Here is a 19,569-nt window from a genome sequence, read left to right on the forward strand (position 1 = left end):
TTCCTGTAATAAATCTAATTTTAGGAATAATATAAGCTTTTTTCTATTTCTAATTGTTTTTTTACGGCATACAGGCAATTTTTTAAATCATCCCTGCAAAGCTCGCAACCGGAATGACAGCAGCGAAAGAAATGTTCCTCTTCAGGTTTATTCATTAATTCTTTTATATGCTGAGCCGCATAAGCAGGAAGTCCATATTTTTCTACCTGATTCCGGATGACTTTTTCAATATCCGACGGAAATAGTAAAAGTTGCTCAGGAATTCTCTTCATCTTCCTGGCTGTTTCCCGATTTAAATAAATTTTGTATTGAATTAATTATTCCCATATAGAACAAGTTATTTTCGGAGCTTATGTAAAGTAAATAAAAATATAACTACTCAGCTATTATTTAAAGAAAACGCTCTATATCTCATTGCAAGCTTTTTATCTACCCCCCTCTTTCCCCCTTCCCTAATTCGTTCTCTCGCTTCGCTCATTCACAGGGAAGGAGGAGACCTTATTTGGTGGGCTATATTGTTTTGATACTATGCCGGTCTATCCCTTTCCTGGTTACTGTGGTTCGGCAGGCTCACCAACCACTGTCGAAGTACGGAGAGGGATGTGGTTAGTTGGAGCTTTCTAATTCTGGAAGATAGGGAGAGGTAGCTAGCAGCCACGGACGGCTGCCCGGAGCGCACGAACACACGGACGTGTGAGTAGCGGGTTTCTTTTCTTTTTGCCCCGCCTTTTTCTTTACTTTACATAAAGAAAAGCTTTCCTTCGAAAGAGAAAAACAGATAATAAAGGAGCAGTCTAAAATAGAACAGTCACGACCCTTCCTTACGTTTGCAACCATATCTCACAGTATTAGAAGAAATCTTCTCTTAACCCCACGTTTCAACGTGGTGTACGGGGGGTTTCGCTATTTTAACTTTGATTGTATAAGTATTTTTTCGCTGAGTAGTTACATAAAAATAATATAGAAATGTTGCTTGAAGGAAAATCAAAAATTGTTTAAAAAGTCAAAAGAAGGAGTTTATTTATGATGCTGGTTGAATCCTATCTGAAAGAGAGTAAGATTCATGGTATTGGTTGCTTTGCTAAAAATAAAATTAAAGCAAATGAAATGATCTGGATATACGATGAAAAAATTGACAGACGATATTCGGTTAAAGATATTAAAAATTGGCCTGAGGTTCTGGTCGCTTATTTAATGACATACGGCTATGCGGAAAAGTTTGAAGGGGAAGATTATCTTGTACTCTGCGGAGATAATGGGAAACATATGAATCATTCTTCAAACCCTAATATATATGATGATTTTAAAATAAATGCTAATTTTGCATTACGAGATATTGAAGCAGATGAAGAAATAACCTGTAACTATCATGCTTTTGATATTTATGCAAATATGAAACTAACGCAAAAAGTATAATACAAGGAGATTTGATAAATTGGACAAGCAAAAATTGGAAGACTATCGAGGTTTTATTTCGAAATTCAACCTTTCCTATTTTTCGCCAAAACTGAAAGGTATCATAGATGCTGATACGGGATACAGAAAAATAATAGCCCTTGAACCTTTTAAAAATAATGAATTAGTATTAATGTGGGGAGGGCAGATTATAACAGAAGAACAAGTTTTTGAAATACCATTGAAATTCCGTAGATATATTACACAGATGAGTGAGAATCTTTTTCAATATACTCATGCAGATGAACCTGCCGAATGGATAAATCATTCCTGTGATCCTAATTGCGGAATATCAGGCCAGGTAGCCGTTGTTACAATGAGAAATATAGACATCGGAGAGGAACTCTGTTTTGATTATGCGATGATAGAAGATAATGATTTTCTTCATGAAGAATTTGAATGTAATTGCAAAACCGATAAATGTCGAAAAAAGTTTACTCCCAGAGATTGGAAAATTCCCGATCTTCAAAGAAGATATAAAGGGTATTTTGCAACCCATATACAAAGAAAAATTGATACTGGATTATAAAATCGTGTAGGAGGGAATATAAAACCCCTCCTCTTCAATCACTATTCGATATACGGCAGTTCAATTGTATATTTCGGTTAAAACTTTACCACAGAGAAAATAAGCAATTTAGAACTAAAGAAAACCAAGCATCTTGACTGGTGTAATTAAAGTCTTTGCTTTACTAATTATATTTCCTCATTTTCGGAAAATCGTTTTTCTGTTTTTGTAATTATATCAGGAATCAATTTCTCTGAAAATCCGGAAATAAAGCACCAGATCATTAATAAGGAACGTCCCCTATCATCTAACATACTTCCTGTATCCGTAAGACTAAACGCAGGAAAAAAATGGCCGGCTAAAAGTCCCGAAAGAAGAAAGTAAAATAAAAATAATCCACTCACCATACCGATCAAAGTTCTTGATAAAATATAGTTATATTTTATCATATTCTTTAATTCTATAATAGAACTTTTTTGAATTCTTCTTTGTAGATTAATAAGCATACTAAACGAACTTCCCATCCAACCAGATGACATGGCAATAATTATAAAATCCGATTTCTTACCTTTTTCAATTTTTAAAAAATCTGCCAGAATAGGAAGCTGGTCTAACAAAAAAAAAAGAAATAGGGAAAAAATAAAAAATAAGGTAATTCTTAACCTTGCCTTTTCCCTGCATCTATCCATAAAAGATTCTTTAATCAATATACTATTTAGTTGATTATTTAAAGCAAAGAGGAGTTCCGTTTTCGCCTGTTCTTTCTGTATTTCAGATTCGTTCTGATAAAACTCCCATAATTCTTTATCTATCAATTTCTTTGCTTCTATTAGCTTCACTTTTAAAGCAATCTCAATTTCCTCACTATCATATAACAGGATTAATAATTGCTCAATGCGGTCCACATGCCTGTAATCTCTTTCTTCACTCAATAAATTTTCAATTTTATGAATTATCTCTTCGTAATCAAGAGGTTTATTTTTCTTTAATTTAAACTTTTCAAGTTCTATAAAAATGTGATTATATTTTTGGTTGATAAGTTTGGATTCAACTTCATTTTTCCAGGTAAAAAATTTTAGATTCTCACGAATTTTTTGAAATATACGCATAACAATTCTTCTGCTACCCTTACACTATTAATATAATACCAGGTATCATTAAAATTTAGCTTCAGTATAAGTCAAGAGTATATTCCCATCCCGCATTTCAGTTGTGACAAACTTTTCAGTAAATACCGAGTTCAGGTTAAATTTATTGAAATTCAAGTACAGTCCAGTTAATCGTAGCAGTAGCTCCCTCAGAATTATTCTTGCTAAAAGTTAACTGGCTGTTTGTAGAAGTATCATCTACCCAGTAGGTTCCGGAATCCTGTGTTGTGGCAGCTGCATCTCCCTGTGTCGTATCATTTGAAATAATCACCATACTCTTAGTTAAATTCACAGAAGTAATAGCCTGATTCACAGAAGAAGTAACATTGTTGACCGCAGTTGTACCATGCTGCATACTTTGAACTCCCGCGTTTAGTGTAATGGCAAAATAGGAGATAGAAATATTGCCTGTAGTTCCGGTCCTATCAAACTGTAAGGTTGTGGAATTGCTATAACGTCCCCTTGTATATAGATTATACTCCACCCCGTTTATACTGCCTGCACCGGTATAATTAAATACTAAGAAGCTCTTTGTTAAGTCTACTGCCGATGAAAGCGAAGCTGTAGTAGAAGATGTTCCGTTACTTAGTGTTACTTGCCCGCTCTGAACGGAAGAAGAAGACATCATAATCACCTGGTATTCTACATCGACTGTGGAGCCACTTTCATCTCTATTTAAACTCAAAGTATTGGAATTTGTTAATATAGCTCTCGTGTATCTTCTTTCATCTGTGTTGGTAGCAGAATCTGAAGTTCGGCCATAGGTAATGACCATAGTTCTGGATAAATCTATAGTAGAAGATAGGTTTATAGTTTTGGAAAGATCTCCGCTGGCAAAACTGGAGACCCCTCTTTGTACAATAGTTCCGCTATCAAATTCTACAACATAGTAATTTGCCTTGACACCGGTTCCTCCACCCGTTTTAATTTCTACAGAGGTTCCTGCTGTATTCAACTGACAGGTTGCCGCATTGCTATTGGCTGAGCCTGTATACTGGAAATTACAATATACAAAGGAAGTTAAGGGATTTACCGAAGTTCCGAGAGTAATCGTTGTATTCGAACTACTTATATTCCTGCTTCCTGTTTGAAAGCTTCCTACCAGGTGAGTTCCATGGTCTTCAATAATGTTAATCGTAGTGGCAGTAATAGTTAAAGAATTATAAAAACTATCAGAACTACTGCTACTATAAGTAATAGAAGAAGTATGTGTAGCCGGTTCAATAACACCATCGGCAACAGCTTCTACTGTTACGGCTTGTGCCACATTCCAGTTGGCTGCGGCAAAAGTCAAAACAAGAGGACTGCTTGTTGAACCATTCAATTTTATTTGAGAAGTGTCAAAACTCAAACTGAGGCTAACATCCTGCATGGGTTCACTGTTTAAAACATAGTTGATACTATCCGTTCCAAAACCTTCCATTACACTGGTTTCAGATCCCGTTTGCGTTACAGTAACTCCGGGTGTATCATTGTCGGTGATAGATACGCTCACATTAGAAACGCTGATTCCATTGTATCCGCTATCTGTGCTGCTTAAGGAATGAGAAATGGTAGAGCTTATCGTACCTCTATAAACAGAATCATTAACCGGGCTTACCGTAATTGTTTGAGGACTGTTCCAGTTTGCCGTTGTAAATACTACATTAGAAATTGCTGTAATTCTTGCATCTGTTGTAAAACTAATCGTCACATCATTTGCAGGTTGTGTATTTAAAACGAGGGTATAGGTATCTGTTGTAGAACCTTCCGTAACCGAAGTAGAACCCCCCGACTCTACTATTGTAATCCCGGGTGTATCATTGTCGGTGATAGATACGCTTATATTAGCAATGCTAATATTATTATAATCTGTATCCACACTCGAAGAAGCATGAGAAATGGTAGAGCTTATCGTGCCTCGATATACAGAATCATCAACCGGAATTACTGTAATTGTCTGAGGACTATTCCAGTTTGCCGTTGTAAATACTACATTAGAAATTACTGTAATTCTTGCATCTGTTGTAAAACTAATCGTCACATCATTTGCAGGTTGTGTATTTAAAACGAGGGTATAGGTATCTGTTGTAGAACCTTCCGTAACCGAAGTAGAACCCCCCGACTCTACTATTGTAATCCCGGGTGTATCATTGTCGGTAATGTTAACCGTGACGGAGCTGACAGAGATATTATTATAATAAGGATCCGAACTACTAACAGAGTGATTTATAATAGAAGTATGTGCATATTCTCTCAAAGAATCGTCTACAGCTGAAACCGTAATGGTTTGCGGCTGGTTCCAGTTGGAAGGAGTAAAGGTCAAAGAAGATATGGAATTCAGTTGTGAGTCTACTACAAAGCTGAGATTTACATCAGAAGACGGAGCTTTATTTAAAACAATAGAATAGCTGTCTGTATTCCCGGACTCAGAAACATCGGTAGAGCCTCCGGTTTCTGTAACGGTAAGACCGTAATCATCATTATCTGTAATCGAGACTATAATTTCGCTTTTAGAAAGGTTATAAATTGTATTACCTCCCATTGAAACCGTATGAGAGATAATGCTTTCATGATTTCCTTCCAGTAAAGTATCATCTACCGCCTGAACGCTGATAATTTGGGCGTTTGACCAGTTTTCTGCCGTGAAACTAAGAGAAGCAGAAGAGTTATTATTCAATAGAAGCTGTGAGTCAGCCTGTGCATTTATAAGAATTTCTGAACTCGGAGCTTTATCAATAGAAATGGTATAAGTAACTGAATTTCCTCCCTCAGCAAGAGCTAAGGTTTCTGCACCTATAGTCACAAGGATAGAATTTGAACCGGAAGAAATAGGAAGAGAGTATAATAAACGTGCACTACTTTTCGACTTCAAACAAGAACTAAAAAAGAAGAGCAAAAGTAAAAAAAAAGATTTTCTTAAAATATGAGACATAAGCTGGGCTCCGTTTATACTCACCTTAAAATAGATTGCTTTATAAAAGTAAGAAAATAATGCTTATAATAAAAGTACTTAACAAGTATAAAAAAAGAGTTTATCACATAAATCATAAAAACTTCAAATTCCAGTAGACGCTAAGAATGGAATCTTTAACTACTTTCTACGAGTTTTATTTCATTCCCTCTAATGAAAAAATAATTTTCATTTACAAATTTAAAAATCTTTCAGATCCTGTTTTTATGCAAGAAAAGAGAATGGAGTTTCTTCCCCACCCCTGGCATGGACTGAGTCCCGGAGCTGAGGCACCGAAAAGTCTTGACGCCTTTATCGAAATTATTCCTACCGATACGGTAAAATACGAAATCGATAAAATTTCCGGTTATATTCGTGTGGACAGACCCCAGAAGTATTCCAGTCACTCTCCAACCCTGTACGGATTCATCCCCAGGACGTATTGCGGACCGAAATTAGCTGCTTTCTGTATGCAAATGACAGGCAAGAAAAATATAGTTGGAGATGGAGATCCTCTCGATATTTGCGTGATCAGTTCCAGTTCCATCAGCCATGGAAACATTATTATTCCGGCAGTTCCTATCGGTGGATTCCGAATGATTGACAAAAATGAAGCCGATGACAAAATTATCGCTGTAATGAAAGACGATCCGGTTTTCGGCCATATAACTGATGTTTCGGAATGCCCGAGAAGGCTTCTGGATACCTTGAAGCACTATTTTTTAACCTATAAAGTTATGCCGGAAGAAGATGAGGAAGTGGTTGAGATTACCGGGCTTTATGGTTCCGATGAAGCCAAAAAAGTAATTCAAATCACCATGCAGGACTATAAAGACCAGTTTCCTGTTTAAACGGTTTACTTATACGATATTTTGAAATATCGAATGATAAATCTCTTTATCCGGTTTATAATATTCTTTTGTTTTACCGGCCTTCTGTATTCAGAAGAGGATTTTGAAATCCCCCGATATGAAGAACTGGAGGCCATAGAAAGCCTGCAAAGTCAGGCTAAGGTGGAAAGTATGTCCTTAGCCGAACTGGAAGAATACGCTACCAATAACAATCCTCTGTATCTTGCAGCCAAAAAAGACCTCGGAATAGCCAGAAGCGGGGTTTTGTCAGCAGCTATTCGGCATAATCCGATTTTATATTTCGAGCAACAATTTATTCAAAGTAAAGCCGGTTATTCCGCTCCCCTTATAGGTTCTCTTGGAGGAGATGCGGGAGGAGGAGTAGAATCAGCCCCTAAAATATCCTATGAATTCGATCTTTCCGGGATACGCAATCAGAATATAAAACTAGCAAGACAGGAATACAAAACTGCCCTATCTAATTTTTCTAATTTTGATAGGCTTTTCCGTTTACGACTCAGGCAAAATTACTGGTATTATCTATATATTACAAATCTTGTAGATACTCAGGAAGAAGTTTATAATAATTATATAGATCTCCTGAAACTTTCCCGCTTTCGGGTTAGCAAAGGAGATATTTCCCAGTTGGAATATGACAGGTTGGAATTAGAGAAAGTAAGAATTGAAAGAAATTATAGAAACGTTAATATACTAAAAGCAAGGATTGCAAGAAATTTACGTGTACTAGTCGGAATAGACCCGGAAGGTAGAACTTTAAAATTTAAAGATAAACTCATATTCCGAAGAACTGAAGAATTAGGTCTGGATCTGGAAAATTATAATATCCAAAATCGTCCTGATTATCAGGCTATGCTTTCCGAAACCCACAGGAAACGATTAGAAGTTGAACTGGAAGAAAAAAAAGGAGGAGCCCTGCCCTATTTAAGCGTAGGGGCCGAGCTTCGATTTAAAACCGGGGAAACTTTTGCCGGCATTTTTGCACAAACACCTTTGAAGGTATTTGATAGAAATCAGGGTGGTATTTTAAAGTCTAAAGAAAAGCACAGAAAAAGTCTATTAAAATTACAATCCAAAAAAAATGAAATTATCGCTGAAATAGTAGCAGCTAAACGAGAACTTCTAGCTCGGGAAGAAATTCTAAGAGAATATGAAAGTATGAATCTTGTGGAAAAAAATAAACAGGTCCAGGAAAAATACCGTTTAGCCTACAACCGGGGTGCTTCCAATCTCGTAACTTTTTTAGAAGCAGAAAGAAATTATTTATCCGTACAAAACGGTTATAACGAGCAAATGTATCTATATTATAATGCTATAGAAACCTACAGGGCTGCTATAGGCAAACTTGGTAAATGAACTAAGGAGCGTCACTCCTTTATTCAAGCATAAGCTTTCGGAATTATGAAAAAAGAATTAACAATCAAACTCAAAGTCAAATGGCTGATTTCTGCTCTGGTGCTGGTCTTATCACTACTACTTGTCTGGAAAATGTTACAGCAAAAAAAAGGAAGGGATCTGAGCAAAAAAGAAGAGCCTGTTAAAATCGAAGAAAGAAAAATATTTATTCCCAAAGAGGTTTTGCAAAATCACACTCTCAGCACTACGAAACTTACAGAACGAGGTTTGAATGAAGAGCTAACTCTTCCGGGTAAGGTTTCCTATGATCTGGAAAATATGGCCGAAGTAAGCCCTCGAATCAGCGGAAAGATTAATCATGTTTATGTAAAGGAAGGTGATACTGTAAGAACAGGTTCTGCTCTTGCCAGTATTACATCCGTGCAGGTTGGAGAACAGGCAGAGAAATACTTAAAAGCCAAAGCGAGGCTGGAAACCGTTAAAACCCAGGCAGAAAGGGCCAGAGAACTCTTCCAACAGAAAATCATATCGGCAAAGGATTACGAACTGGCAGCTATGGAATATAAAACCGTAAAAGCAGAAGTAAGTACCGGGATTAATACTCTTATGATTTATGGCTTCAGTCAGGGAGAAATTCGCCTCTTAGAAGAAGGAAAAATGCAATATAAGAATTTACTTATACGTAGCCCTTTAAGCGGAACCGTTACTTTTCGCTCCGCTATCGTGGGCCAGTCGATAAACCCGGAAGACAAGTTATTTACTATCGCCAACCTATCCCGCCTTTGGATTATCCTGGATGTTTATGAGAAAGATCTTTCTTCCGTAAAAGTGGGAGCCCGGGCTTTAATATACCCGATCTCCGATACATCAGAGCCGGTAAAGGCAAAAGTCGCTCATGTGGGTGAAGTAATCGATTCAAACACGCATACAGCAAAAATTCGCTTAGAAGTAAATAACAAGAATTATAATTTGAAGCCCGGACAGTCGGTGAGTGCCAAGGTAGTTGGTTTAATTTCTTCATCCGGAAGCAAAACAATAAAAGTGCTTCCCTCAAAAGCAGTGCAAAAGAGTGAAGGAAAAAATTTAGTATTTGTAAAGACGGCAGATGGAGCCTTTATCGGTAAGGAAGTAGAAATTGGAAAAATTGTGGATGAAGACATCGAGATTTTATCCGGCATTACTTCCGAAGATGAGGTTGTTGTGGAAGGTGCATTTATGATAAAAAGTGAATATTTGAAATAATGATAGAAAAACTAATCGCTTTTTCCATAAAAAAACGTTTTGCCGTAGTTCTTTTAACCGTTATATTTTCTCTCATCGGTCTCTACAATGCCTTTCAGCTTCCTATTGATGCTGTTCCGGATGTAACAAATGTCCAGGTTTCTGTCGTTACAGCTGCGGGTGGTTTATCTCCTATCGAGATTGAACAATTCATTACCTACCCGGTTGAAACAGCGATGACGGGCATTCCCGATGTAGACGAAATTCGCTCCATTTCCCGAACCGGCGTAAGTAGCGTTACCATTGTTTTTAGAGATCATGTAGACATCTGGTTTGCGAGGCAGTTGGTAAACGAAAGATTAAAAGAAGTGAAAATACCGGAAGGATACGGAACTCCGGAGTTATCCCCGGTAGCTACAGCACTGGGGGACATCTACGAATTTGCCCTGAGTTCGGACAGGCATACAGCTATGGATTTGCGCTCTTATCTCGATTGGGAACTGGCCAAAAAATTAAAATCCTTACCCGGTGTGATTGATATTAATATTATTGGAGGAGAATATAAGCAATATCAAATTCTTATTGATCCGATAAAATTAGCGGTCTACAAAGTCACTCTTTCTCATATTTTAGATGTACTGAAAAAATCAAACATCAATGTGGGGGGAGGTTATATTATGAAAGGGACCGAACAACTTGTAATCCGCGGAGAAGGACAATTCAAGAGTATTGAAGAAATTGGTAATACAGCTATTCGTACCAATAAAGATGGTACCCCTCTTCTTTTACGAAACCTTGCAAAGCTTCAAATAGGTCCTTCGGTTCGCTACGGAACTGCGACCAAGGATGGAAAAGGGGAAGTCGTAGGCTGTACGGTAATGATGCTTATCGGAGAAAACTCGAGAGAGGTAGTGCAGCTTGTGAAAAAAAAGATGGAGGAGTATAAAAAAAATCTTCCTAAAGGAATGAAACTCGATCCATTTTATGACCGTTCTGAATTTATTAACCGTGCTTTAAAAACGGTTTTTATAAATCTATTGGAAGGGGCTATACTCGTTTTTATTTCTCTAATTATAACTCTCGGTACGGTAAAAGGAGGAGCCTTAGTAGCTATGGCAATTCCTGTATCTATGCTGGTGACTGTAATCTTCATGCGCTATCTGGGAGTTGTCGGAAATCTTATGAGTCTCGGTGCTCTGGATTTTGGTTTATTAGTAGATGGCTCCATTGTAATGCTGGAATCCATACTCGGAGGATTTTATGCCAAACGTTTTATTTATGATACAATCAAAGAAGAAGAAAAACCGGGATTTACTCAAAAGTTAATTACAGATGGCTGTACACGTGTCGCCAGGGCAGCCGCATTTTCAGTGGCTATCATTATGCTGGTATACCTGCCTCTCATGGCCTTAGAAGGTGTTGAAGGAAGAATGTTTCGACCTATGGCCATCACTGTCGCTATAGCCCTGGCTTCTGCTTTATTGTTTTCGCTAACAACTTTTCCGGCTGCTGTATCCTATTTATTTGAAAAACCTAATTTTCATCATAGCAAGGTTTGGGATTGGCTCGAAGAAAAATTCGAAGATACCCTGGAGTGGGTTTTAAATAATAGAAGTTATGTAGTGTTTTTATCTGCCGGTCTTTTTTTCTTTTCTATTATCTTGGGCTGGGGAATGGGGGCTGAATTTATTCCAAGAATTGACGAAGGAGAATTTACCATTGATATAAAAAGATTACCCTCGAGCTCCTTGAACTACTCCACTCATTTAAACGAGGAGATTGAAAAAGTTCTGATAAAGAACTTCCCGGAAGTAAAAGGAGTCGTATCCAGAACGGGCCGGGGAGAGTCAGCAGCCGAGCCCGTAGGAACCGATGAAACGGAAATTATGGTGAAGTTAAAAGACAAATCTGAATGGACTTCTGCAAAAGATAATGAAGAACTTATGCAGTTAATGAGTGAAAAAATCCTTGCCAGTGTCCCTTCCACATATCTAACCATGTCACAACCCATAGAAGACAGGGTAAATACATTATTAGCAGGATCTAAGGCAGACGTAGTCTTAAAAATCTATGGAGATGATTTAAATATATTAAAATCCATAGGAGAAGATCTTTCCGCTATATTAAAACCGATTCGCGGCAGCGGAAACGTAAGGGTACAAAGGGTACTCGGACTCCCTCTTCTTGAAATAAAAGCAAACCGAGAAAAAATGTCTCGATACGGAGTCTCTTCAGAAGAAATACTTAACGTAGTAGAAACTCTGAGAATTGGAGTTTCTACCGGAAAAGTATTTGAAGGACTCAGAAGTTACGATTTAATCCTCAGGATGAATGTAGATGTAAGTGATCTAAAAGAAGTAGAGAATTTACCCGTTATGACTTCTTTCGGAAATATCGTACCCCTGGGTCTGGTTGCAGATATTGAATTAAACGAAGGGCCGGCAGCCATATACCGGGAAACCTTGAAGCGGAGATTATTTGTAGAAGTAAATATCCGTGGAAGAGACCTGGTTTCTTATATAAACGAGGCTAAAGAAAAAACAAAGTCCTACCTTGAAACTAAAATTCCGGAAGGTTATGAAGTAAAATGGGGTGGACAGTTTGAGAATTTTACCAGGGCAAAAAATCGTCTGGGGATGGTCGTACCGGTTGCCCTGGTCATCATTTTTAGTATGCTGATTGCTGCCTTCGGAAATATTAACTACGCCTTAGGAGTATTTCTCGTAATTCCTCTGGCAATTTCAGGAGGAATTATAAGCCTTATCATTCGAGGTTTACCTTTTAGTATCCCTGCCGGTGTGGGTTTCATAGCTGTAAGCGGAATTTCAGTTTTAAATGGAGTTGTATATGCGTCTGTACTAAAAGAAAAATTGAGTCTCGGAATGCCCTTAGAAGAAGCCGTAATCAAATCAGCCTTGCAATCCTTGCGTCCTATACTAACTACCCAAATTATCGCAGGAATTGGCTTTTTACCCATGGCTATATCGAGTAACGCCGGTGCGGAAGTCCAAAGACCACTGGCGACAGTAGTGATAGGAGGAATTATTGTAGTCACCCTTCTTTCTAATTTATTTCTGCCTATTATTCTGGAATTTTTACTACAAAAAGGTTTCACTTTTGAACAAAAGAGCAGCATACAAATTGCTTCTGAACCCAAAGAAAATATAGCAGTGGTAGAAAAAGAGCGCAAGAAGAAGAAAATGGAAAGCTCTGAAGTAAAAAAGGAACCAGGAGAAGAGAATAAGGCCTAGTGCCTCCCTTTCTCCGGGGAATTCGAGCTGTTGATGGTTCGCTTAGGCTTCAAAAAACTCCCGACTTTTTTGAAGGGATTCCGGTTTTTTCCATTAATATTTCTTCAGGAAAACGGTTTTTTGAATTATAGGTTTACAGTTTCGGGGGAATTTGAATTTTATTCCTATATGAACGTACGTCTGTTAATCTTATTTATTTCCCTATTATCCTGGACTTTTCCTATTTTTTCACAGGAAAAGACGGCTCTTCCCGGTTCAGAAACCAGCGAAGCTACTACCGAGTCCGAAGTTAAAAAGACCGAACCGGCAAAAAATGAGACCGGCGACAAAAAAACGGAACCCGTCTCGGAAGAAACCACGGATAAAAAAGTAGAACCCGTCGAAGAAAAGAAGTCTCAAGACAAAGAAACTAGTGAAGGTTCTGAGGAGAAAGCAAACGAATCCGCTTCCGAGGCAGAAAGCGAAGGAAAGCCGGTATTAAACGAAAAATATGATTGGTTCTACTGGAGAAGTGAGTTTCGAGAACTGAACCAGAAAAAACATGCCGTTGATCTAGAGCTATATGAACTTAAAAAGAAGTACAGAAGCCTCGAGAAAGAAAGAAAAGAGCTGGATAATCGCCTTGTAGTGGTAAAGAGGGAAAGAAGCACCGAAAAGCTTAAGTTCGATGAAGAAAAAAAGGTTTTAGAAGAAAAAGTTTCCAAAACAGAAAACACCCTCAAGGAAACGAATGAAACCCACTCCAAGGAAAAAGATGCACTCCTCAAAGAAAAAACAGCCTTAGAAGAGAAATCCCAAAAACAGGTTGAAGACATAAAAAAACTCGAAGAAGCCAAGAAAACCTGTGATACGGAAATGACCAAACTAAAAGAGCAAATTGCTTCTTTAGAAAAAGAAAAAAAGGGAGTAGAAGAGAAGCATAAAGCAGAGCTGGCCAAAGTCCAGGAGGAGTTAAAAAAATCGGAAGATAAACTGGCAAGACTCAAGCTTGTTGAAGAAAAAGAAAATGAATTCAATAAACAGGTTACCGAACTGAAAGTGAAAGTCCAGGAAGCAGATACCAGGAATACAGATTTAGAGAAAAAGATAGAAGAAAAGAATCAAGAAAATAAAGCTCTGAATGACAAAATGGTTCTTGTAGAACAAAAATTTGCAGATTTTAAAGATAAGCAGGATAAACTCAAAGTTTTAATCGAGGAAATGTCTGCTGACAGAAAAGCCAAGCAGGAGCTTCTGGACAAGATTAATAATCGTTTCACAAAGTTAGAGGAAAAATTGAAAGAAGAACTGGCCCTGGGAGATATACGTTTGAGTAAAACATCCAACAGGCTTGTCATTAACCTGTCAGAGAAAATTTCTTTTCGTTCCGGTTCCAGCAAACTTCGTTCTACCGTAAAGCCGACCCTTGATAAAATCATGGAAATCATTACAGAATTTGATGATTATGTAGTAGCTATCGAAGGTCATACCGATAATGTTCCGGTAAGAAAAAGAAAAGAACTACGTGATAACTGGCAACTATCTACCGAAAGGGCACTTTCTGTATTGCAGTATATCCTGAAAAGTAACCCAAACAAATATAGTCCTCCTAAATTTTCAGCAGCCGGTTACGGAGAATATCATCCCGTTCAACCCAATGATTCCGAGCCAAATAAAGCTCTGAATAGAAGGGTAGATATTGTTGTTACCTACAGATAAGTATTAGAACCTACATGTCGGGTTGATGCCCTTTGAAGTCTACCCAAATGTTGTGCAACCGCTCCCTGAGAGAAGCCGAAGGGAGCGCTAATCGCTGACATTCGGTTCTCTACGTTCGCTCTGGGGTCGCTGCTGAGCTTACTTCGAATTCTCGCTACGCTTGCTCAGTAGCCGGATACAGCCTGAGTCGAAGCATAAAAAATTTCTCCAGATAGGCTTCCGGAAGTTCGGTCATTTCTGAAATGAAATCAAGAGAGGAACCTGCGTGTTTCATTTTTATCGCGGTTCGTAGGGCTTTTTTATGCTCGGCTCTTTTTTCACGAATACTTGCAAGGCGTTGTGTCTTCTCTATCTCTTCCTGAGCTATAAGGCGTTCCTGTTCTCTGCCTTTTTCTATTCCCTTCTCAATTCCCTTTTCTATTCCTGCTTCAAAACCGCTCTTCCTCCCCTCTTTATAAGCATAGTCTTTCATGGCCTCATAATCACGAGCGGCTTTCAGGCGCATTTCATAGTAATTCCGGGTCTTGTTGTCCAGAGAAATATCCTGAAGAGCTTCAACAGCCTCTCGAATTACAGGGTTTTTGATTTTTAAATCGCTCATCTCTCTTTCCTTTAGCTGTCCCGCTTCTCGTAAAAGGTATACCCAGTTTTCCAGTTCTGTCTCAAGGGTTTCAAGATTCCCTTTGAACCTGGGTAGTTCTATTATATGAATTTCAAGGTCCTTCGTCAAGTGTATTTCAGGACTGTCTTTTTCCAGTAGCCGGAAACTGGAGTGGAAATTTCTGGTTTGTTTCATTTGAAAGTTTAAAAACGAGATGGAATACACGGGCTTTAAATCACCGTATTCTTCCCCTTTATCTATCTGCGTCGTGTAAAGCCTGGCCCAGTAGTAAAGGATTCTTTTTCCATAAAAGCTCTGGGAACTGGTTTGCATTTCTACATTGAAATGTTCTTTTTTTTCATTTACCGCGTGTATATCCAGTATGGAAATTTTTTCATCATGAAAATCTCCCGGGATTTCGGGGTTCAAAATCTTTATCTCTTTAATCTTTTCTTCTTTTTCAAAGCCTAAGACTGCATTGAGTAAATTCATCAATAACTTGGGATTTTTTATGCAAAATATCTTAAATACTATGTCCACATGCAAAGGCAAAAGCCCCGCTGATTTTTCTGATTCTTCCTGTTTCATTTTACGATCTCCTACTATAAAGGGTTTGAAAATGCAAAAATGAAACAAAAATTTTCTATGGAATAGGAAGCCAAACTGGACTTCTGGGATACTTTTTAAGATTTTTTTCAAATTGAATGACATAAAGAATTCGCCCCCCTTCTATAGGGGACGAAGTTCTGGAGACTCAGAGATTTACAAAAAGATGGGGGTCAGCGTTTGGGGAAAGAGGGGCCTATATTTTTCTTTCCCGTAAATATAATCTATTTACGGGAAACATTTCACCCTCACTTTGAATGTCCCAATTCCAAACAGGATTCTAAAAAATCCATAGTAATTCTCTCCATCCAGGAACCCTGCCCGAATAGTCCTTCAGCAAAAGCAATATGAGAACCATATTTCGTTAGAACCAGGGCGTAGTTTGAATGTTTTAGATCGGGAATGTTTTCTTTTATACAGATTGGGTCGTCAAGGCTATTTAGGATAAGACAGGGGATATGGTTATTCTGAAAATGTGACATAGGATTATGCTGCTGTAGATAAGCTTCCCAGTTTTCCGAACCGGCCATAGGCGAAATAACTTGAACGAAATCATGCAGGGTTTTCGCCTCTAAGGCCTCCTGAAAGCCTTTTTCATTTTTTAATATTTCTTCATTGGATTTTAGAAAATAATTTTTGATACGTTTTAATAAAAGAGAAGCTACCAGCGGATAGCGTTTATCCAAATTTTCAAAAGCCTGCCCTATATCATACGCAGGACAAAGAGATACAGCAGCCGATATTCCTACATTTTCGGCTTCTCTTCCGATATAAGAAACAACCTGTCCGCTCCCGGCAGAGATCCCTACAGCTGATAAAAATTTACTTTCAGGAAATAACTCTTTTACCTTCTCAATCATGGCTACCGTATCATCCACATCTCCCATCAAATTGAAATTGGGACTGGTCAGGATTTCTTCATGACCTCTACGATTTAAAACAATAGCCCTCCAAGCTCTTTTGTTTGCATAGCGGACAAAGCTATTCAAGGCATTGGAACTCCCGGTAATAGTATGCAGAAAAATAACAATAGGTGCATCTTTTCTTAGATGATTAGATTCGGCAATATCAATGCAAACAGTTCCTCCATCTTCTCTGTTAAGTTTAATCCTTCTATAAGTAACTTTATTATAATAATAGGTTTCCCGCAAGATTAGCCAGAAAATTTGGGTAAATGCATTCCTGCACCAAAAAGGAGGCCGGTAAGATCTTAAAGAAGGTGTTTTTTCTATAGTACGGAGCATCCGGGAATCCTGTTCCAAAACCCGAATTTCTGATGAATAAGCACTTAACATCGATTTGAGATTCATTTTGCTATAATTAAAGTCATAGGTATTCTATCAAGAGTTTAGTAAAATAGTTTTATATACTTTTTAGAATTATTATAAAATCTGAATTACTTTTGTATTTTATTTTCTGAAAAGTTTTAAAAAATGATTGTAAAAAGGTTTTATAAGAAATATCCTACTGGCCGTAAGGAGTTATTCGTGATTAAAGAATGGAAGATTTCCAATAAACTTTATATGTTTTCCGCCAGTTTTTTTATGGTCCTCTTACTCACCGGTATGTTTAGTACCTGGGGTTCTTTTAAAATTAAGCATAGTATTGATCTTACCATAGATAGTAGCCTACTCCACACCCAACAATTAGCCCAGATCAATGCACTGATGGATGAAAACTTTCAGAATGTTCTACTCAGTACGTATCATGATCCCCGGATCAAGGAAAGCGAAAGACACAGAAAAGATCACGATATTAACTTCCATATACAAAAACAACAGAAAACTACAGAGAAACTGAATGCCTTATGGGATGAATTTTACAGCTCTAATCTATCACAGGAAGAAAAAATCTATGCAGATGAGTTTCGTAAGCATAGAGACGAAAAAGTTAAAAAATCTTACGATCAAGTTTCTCGATTAATGAAAGAAGAAAAATATGATGAGCTTCGCTTATTCTCTGTTGAAACGATGCTACCCCAGTATAAGCAGAGTAAAGAGTATTTTAACAGAATCCTGGAACTTAAAATTAAATTAGGCAAGCATGAGGGAGAAGTATCGAGGGATACCTATTATATTACAACCATATTGATTATCCTGGTTTTTATCATAAGTTGTTTTATTCTAATTTTCTTATCTAAAAAAATCATTGTATCTATTGTTCAGCCTCTCAATGATTTATCCAAAATTGCAAAAGAAATTTCAACCGGTAATCTGAATATTCGACTGGATGAATTTAAGTCAGAAAACGAAATCGGACAATTGTATAAATCCTTCGAAACCATGATAAACTCCTTCAAAGTTCAGGCAAACTCTTTAGAAGAAATATCAAATGGAAATCTTCAAATTGAGATAAAACTTGCCAGTGAAAAAGATACGATGGGCCTTTCCTTGCAACGATTGAAAGAATCTCTTGTAAGAATTATTTCTGAAGTTCAGAACTCTGTTACCTATATTTCTCAGGGTTCCCAGCAGATTAGCACCTCAGCTCAGGAGATTGCGGTTAGCTCCAGTTCTCAAGCTGCTGCCGTAGAAGAAATTTCCCAATCCATTCAGGAAATTACAGATAGCATTCAGACCAATACAAAAAATGCAATCAATACAGAAAAAATTGCGATACAGGCAGCCAGGGATACCAAGGATAGTGGTGAGTCTGTAAGCAACACGGTAAAAGCCATGAAAGAAATTGCTACAAAGATTTCTATTATCCAGGAAATAGCCGGGCAGACAAACCTACTTGCCATTAATGCAGCCATAGAAGCAGCACGTGCGGGAGAACAGGGACGTGGTTTTGCGGTGGTTGCATCCGAAGTGCAAAAATTAGCCGAGCGCAGCCAGGCTGCTTCAGTAGAAATCACCAATCTTACGGCTTCCAGTATGCAGGTTTCTGATCTGGCAGGTCAGAAGTTATTAAAATTGGCTCCGGAAATTCAAAAGACAGCAGACCTTGTTCAACAAATTTCGGAAGCTTCTACAGAACAAAGTTCGGGAGTTGAACAGGTAAATGTTGCCATTCAGAAGTTAGAATCAGATGTTCAAAAAAATGCCAGTATTTCGGAAGAATTGGCTGCTGTTTCGGAACAATCTTTTGCTCAAATGGAACAACTTCGAATGACCGTATTTTTCTTTAAAATTCGTTCAGAAGAGTTCGCATCCCAATCAAATACCTTTCAGAAGGAAAATAATAAATTCTCCAATTATACAGTAAGGTAGGAATATGCGAACAGAAAACCATTATTCCATTTTTGCAAAGTCAGATTTCTACTATTGCGTATCTATTGAATATGTAAGAGAAGTAATAAAAACGAATAGTTTAATCATAACTCCGGCTCAAACAATAGGCTTAGTAGGATTTCTTGATTTTAGGAATTCTCTATGTCCCGTTCTGGATATTAATGCAATTATTCAAAATAAAAAGTGGGAAGAAAAACCTATAGGACCTTACAGTCTGATGGTTTTGGAATATGAATCCACTCTCTTTGCCGTTTTGATAGATCGTTTTGTTGAGTCCTTAGGTACGGACGGAGAAAATGGAAGTTCTGAATTTTCCTTCAATAATAAAAATGGGCAATTGTTAATTGATAAAACTTTTCGTTATAAAGGAATGGCATTAAATCGTATAAGTTTAGAATATGTAAAATCTGTTATATTAGCGAATATAAAAAGTTCCGGTCCACAGCAAGATACCATAAATTTAAAAATTGAAACCTATGAAGATAGTGGAGATGAAATAGAGATGATCTGCTTCGGAATAGACCATCTCCGATTTGGCATTCCTATTACAGATTTAGTAGAAGTGATAGAGGGTTATAGTGTTGAGCCATTATTTCGTATCCACCCTTTTCTTCGCGGACTTATTAATTTAAGAGGACAGATAATTGCCTGTGTAGATATATCCCAGGTGATAGGTCTCCCCCCCCCGTAA

General features: G+C 37.6%; 14 protein-coding genes. 9 read left to right on the top strand and 5 right to left on the bottom strand.

Going from position 1 to position 19,569, the window contains the following annotated elements:
- Window positions 1-20: 20 nt before the first annotated feature.
- Window positions 21-272, bottom strand: a complete 252-nt coding sequence (locus tag H7A25_19645; protein ID MCP5502121.1) for a hypothetical protein — start codon at window positions 270-272, stop codon at window positions 21-23.
- Window positions 273-1,023: 751 nt separating this feature from the next.
- On the opposite strand from H7A25_19645, the gene H7A25_19650 reads away from it, so the two are divergent.
- Both H7A25_19650 and H7A25_19655 read left to right on the top strand, forming a co-directional pair.
- Window positions 1,024-1,416 carry an SET domain-containing protein gene (locus H7A25_19650; protein ID MCP5502122.1) on the top strand — a complete coding sequence of 131 codons (393 nt, stop codon included), beginning with the start codon at window positions 1,024-1,026 and terminating at the stop codon, window positions 1,414-1,416.
- Window positions 1,417-1,435: 19 nt separating this feature from the next.
- On the top strand, window positions 1,436-1,984 hold the full coding sequence (locus H7A25_19655) for an SET domain-containing protein-lysine N-methyltransferase (protein MCP5502123.1): 549 nt from the start codon (window positions 1,436-1,438) through the stop codon (window positions 1,982-1,984).
- Between the two features lie 167 nt (window positions 1,985-2,151).
- Here the strand turns inward: H7A25_19655 and H7A25_19660 are convergent, their stop codons facing one another.
- Together H7A25_19660 and H7A25_19665 are read right to left on the bottom strand one after the other, a co-directional pair.
- The gene (locus H7A25_19660) at window positions 2,152-3,072 is read right to left on the bottom strand and encodes a hypothetical protein (protein ID MCP5502124.1); all 921 of its coding nucleotides are present in this window, start codon (window positions 3,070-3,072) and stop codon (window positions 2,152-2,154) included.
- A 142-nt stretch (window positions 3,073-3,214) separates the two neighbouring features.
- On the bottom strand, window positions 3,215-6,025 hold the full coding sequence (locus tag H7A25_19665) for a hypothetical protein (GenBank protein ID MCP5502125.1): 2,811 nt from the start codon (window positions 6,023-6,025) through the stop codon (window positions 3,215-3,217).
- Between the two features lie 260 nt (window positions 6,026-6,285).
- Here H7A25_19665 and H7A25_19670 point away from each other — a divergent pair, with 260 nt between their 5' ends.
- The 5 genes from H7A25_19670 (at window position 6,286) to H7A25_19690 (ending at window position 14,438) form a co-directional block, all read left to right on the top strand.
- On the top strand, window positions 6,286-6,894 hold the full coding sequence (locus tag H7A25_19670) for an inorganic pyrophosphatase (protein MCP5502126.1): 609 nt from the start codon (window positions 6,286-6,288) through the stop codon (window positions 6,892-6,894).
- Window positions 6,895-6,927: 33 nt separating this feature from the next.
- Entirely contained in the window at window positions 6,928-8,268 is a 1,341-nt protein-coding gene (locus H7A25_19675) for a TolC family protein (protein MCP5502127.1), read from the top strand.
- A 45-nt stretch (window positions 8,269-8,313) separates the two neighbouring features.
- Window positions 8,314-9,510: an efflux RND transporter periplasmic adaptor subunit gene (locus H7A25_19680; protein MCP5502128.1), complete on the top strand. Its 1,197-nt coding sequence runs from the start codon at window positions 8,314-8,316 to the stop codon at window positions 9,508-9,510.
- Entirely contained in the window at window positions 9,510-12,740 is a 3,231-nt protein-coding gene (locus H7A25_19685) for an efflux RND transporter permease subunit (protein MCP5502129.1), read from the top strand. Before H7A25_19680 ends, H7A25_19685 begins: the two co-directional genes overlap by 1 nt.
- 120 nt (window positions 12,741-12,860) lie before the next feature.
- Entirely contained in the window at window positions 12,861-14,438 is a 1,578-nt protein-coding gene (locus H7A25_19690) for an OmpA family protein (GenBank protein MCP5502130.1), read from the top strand.
- A 154-nt stretch (window positions 14,439-14,592) separates the two neighbouring features.
- Here the strand turns inward: H7A25_19690 and H7A25_19695 are convergent, their stop codons facing one another.
- Window positions 14,593-15,627, bottom strand: a complete 1,035-nt coding sequence (locus tag H7A25_19695; GenBank protein ID MCP5502131.1) for an Rpn family recombination-promoting nuclease/putative transposase — start codon at window positions 15,625-15,627, stop codon at window positions 14,593-14,595.
- A gap of 266 nt (window positions 15,628-15,893) precedes the next feature.
- A complete protein-coding gene (locus H7A25_19700; GenBank protein ID MCP5502132.1) occupies window positions 15,894-16,955 on the bottom strand; it encodes an alpha/beta fold hydrolase in 1,062 nt (353 codons plus the stop codon).
- A gap of 177 nt (window positions 16,956-17,132) precedes the next feature.
- Between H7A25_19700 and H7A25_19705 the strand changes: the two genes are divergently transcribed.
- Complete coding sequence (locus H7A25_19705) at window positions 17,133-18,857, top strand: HAMP domain-containing protein (GenBank protein MCP5502133.1); 1,725 nt, start codon at window positions 17,133-17,135, stop codon at window positions 18,855-18,857.
- A 4-nt stretch (window positions 18,858-18,861) separates the two neighbouring features.
- Complete coding sequence (locus tag H7A25_19710; GenBank protein ID MCP5502134.1) at window positions 18,862-19,569, top strand: chemotaxis protein CheW; 708 nt, start codon at window positions 18,862-18,864, stop codon at window positions 19,567-19,569.

The sequence above is a fragment of the Leptospiraceae bacterium genome (assembly GCA_024233835.1).
Lineage (GTDB): Bacteria > Spirochaetota > Leptospiria > Leptospirales > Leptospiraceae > JACKPC01.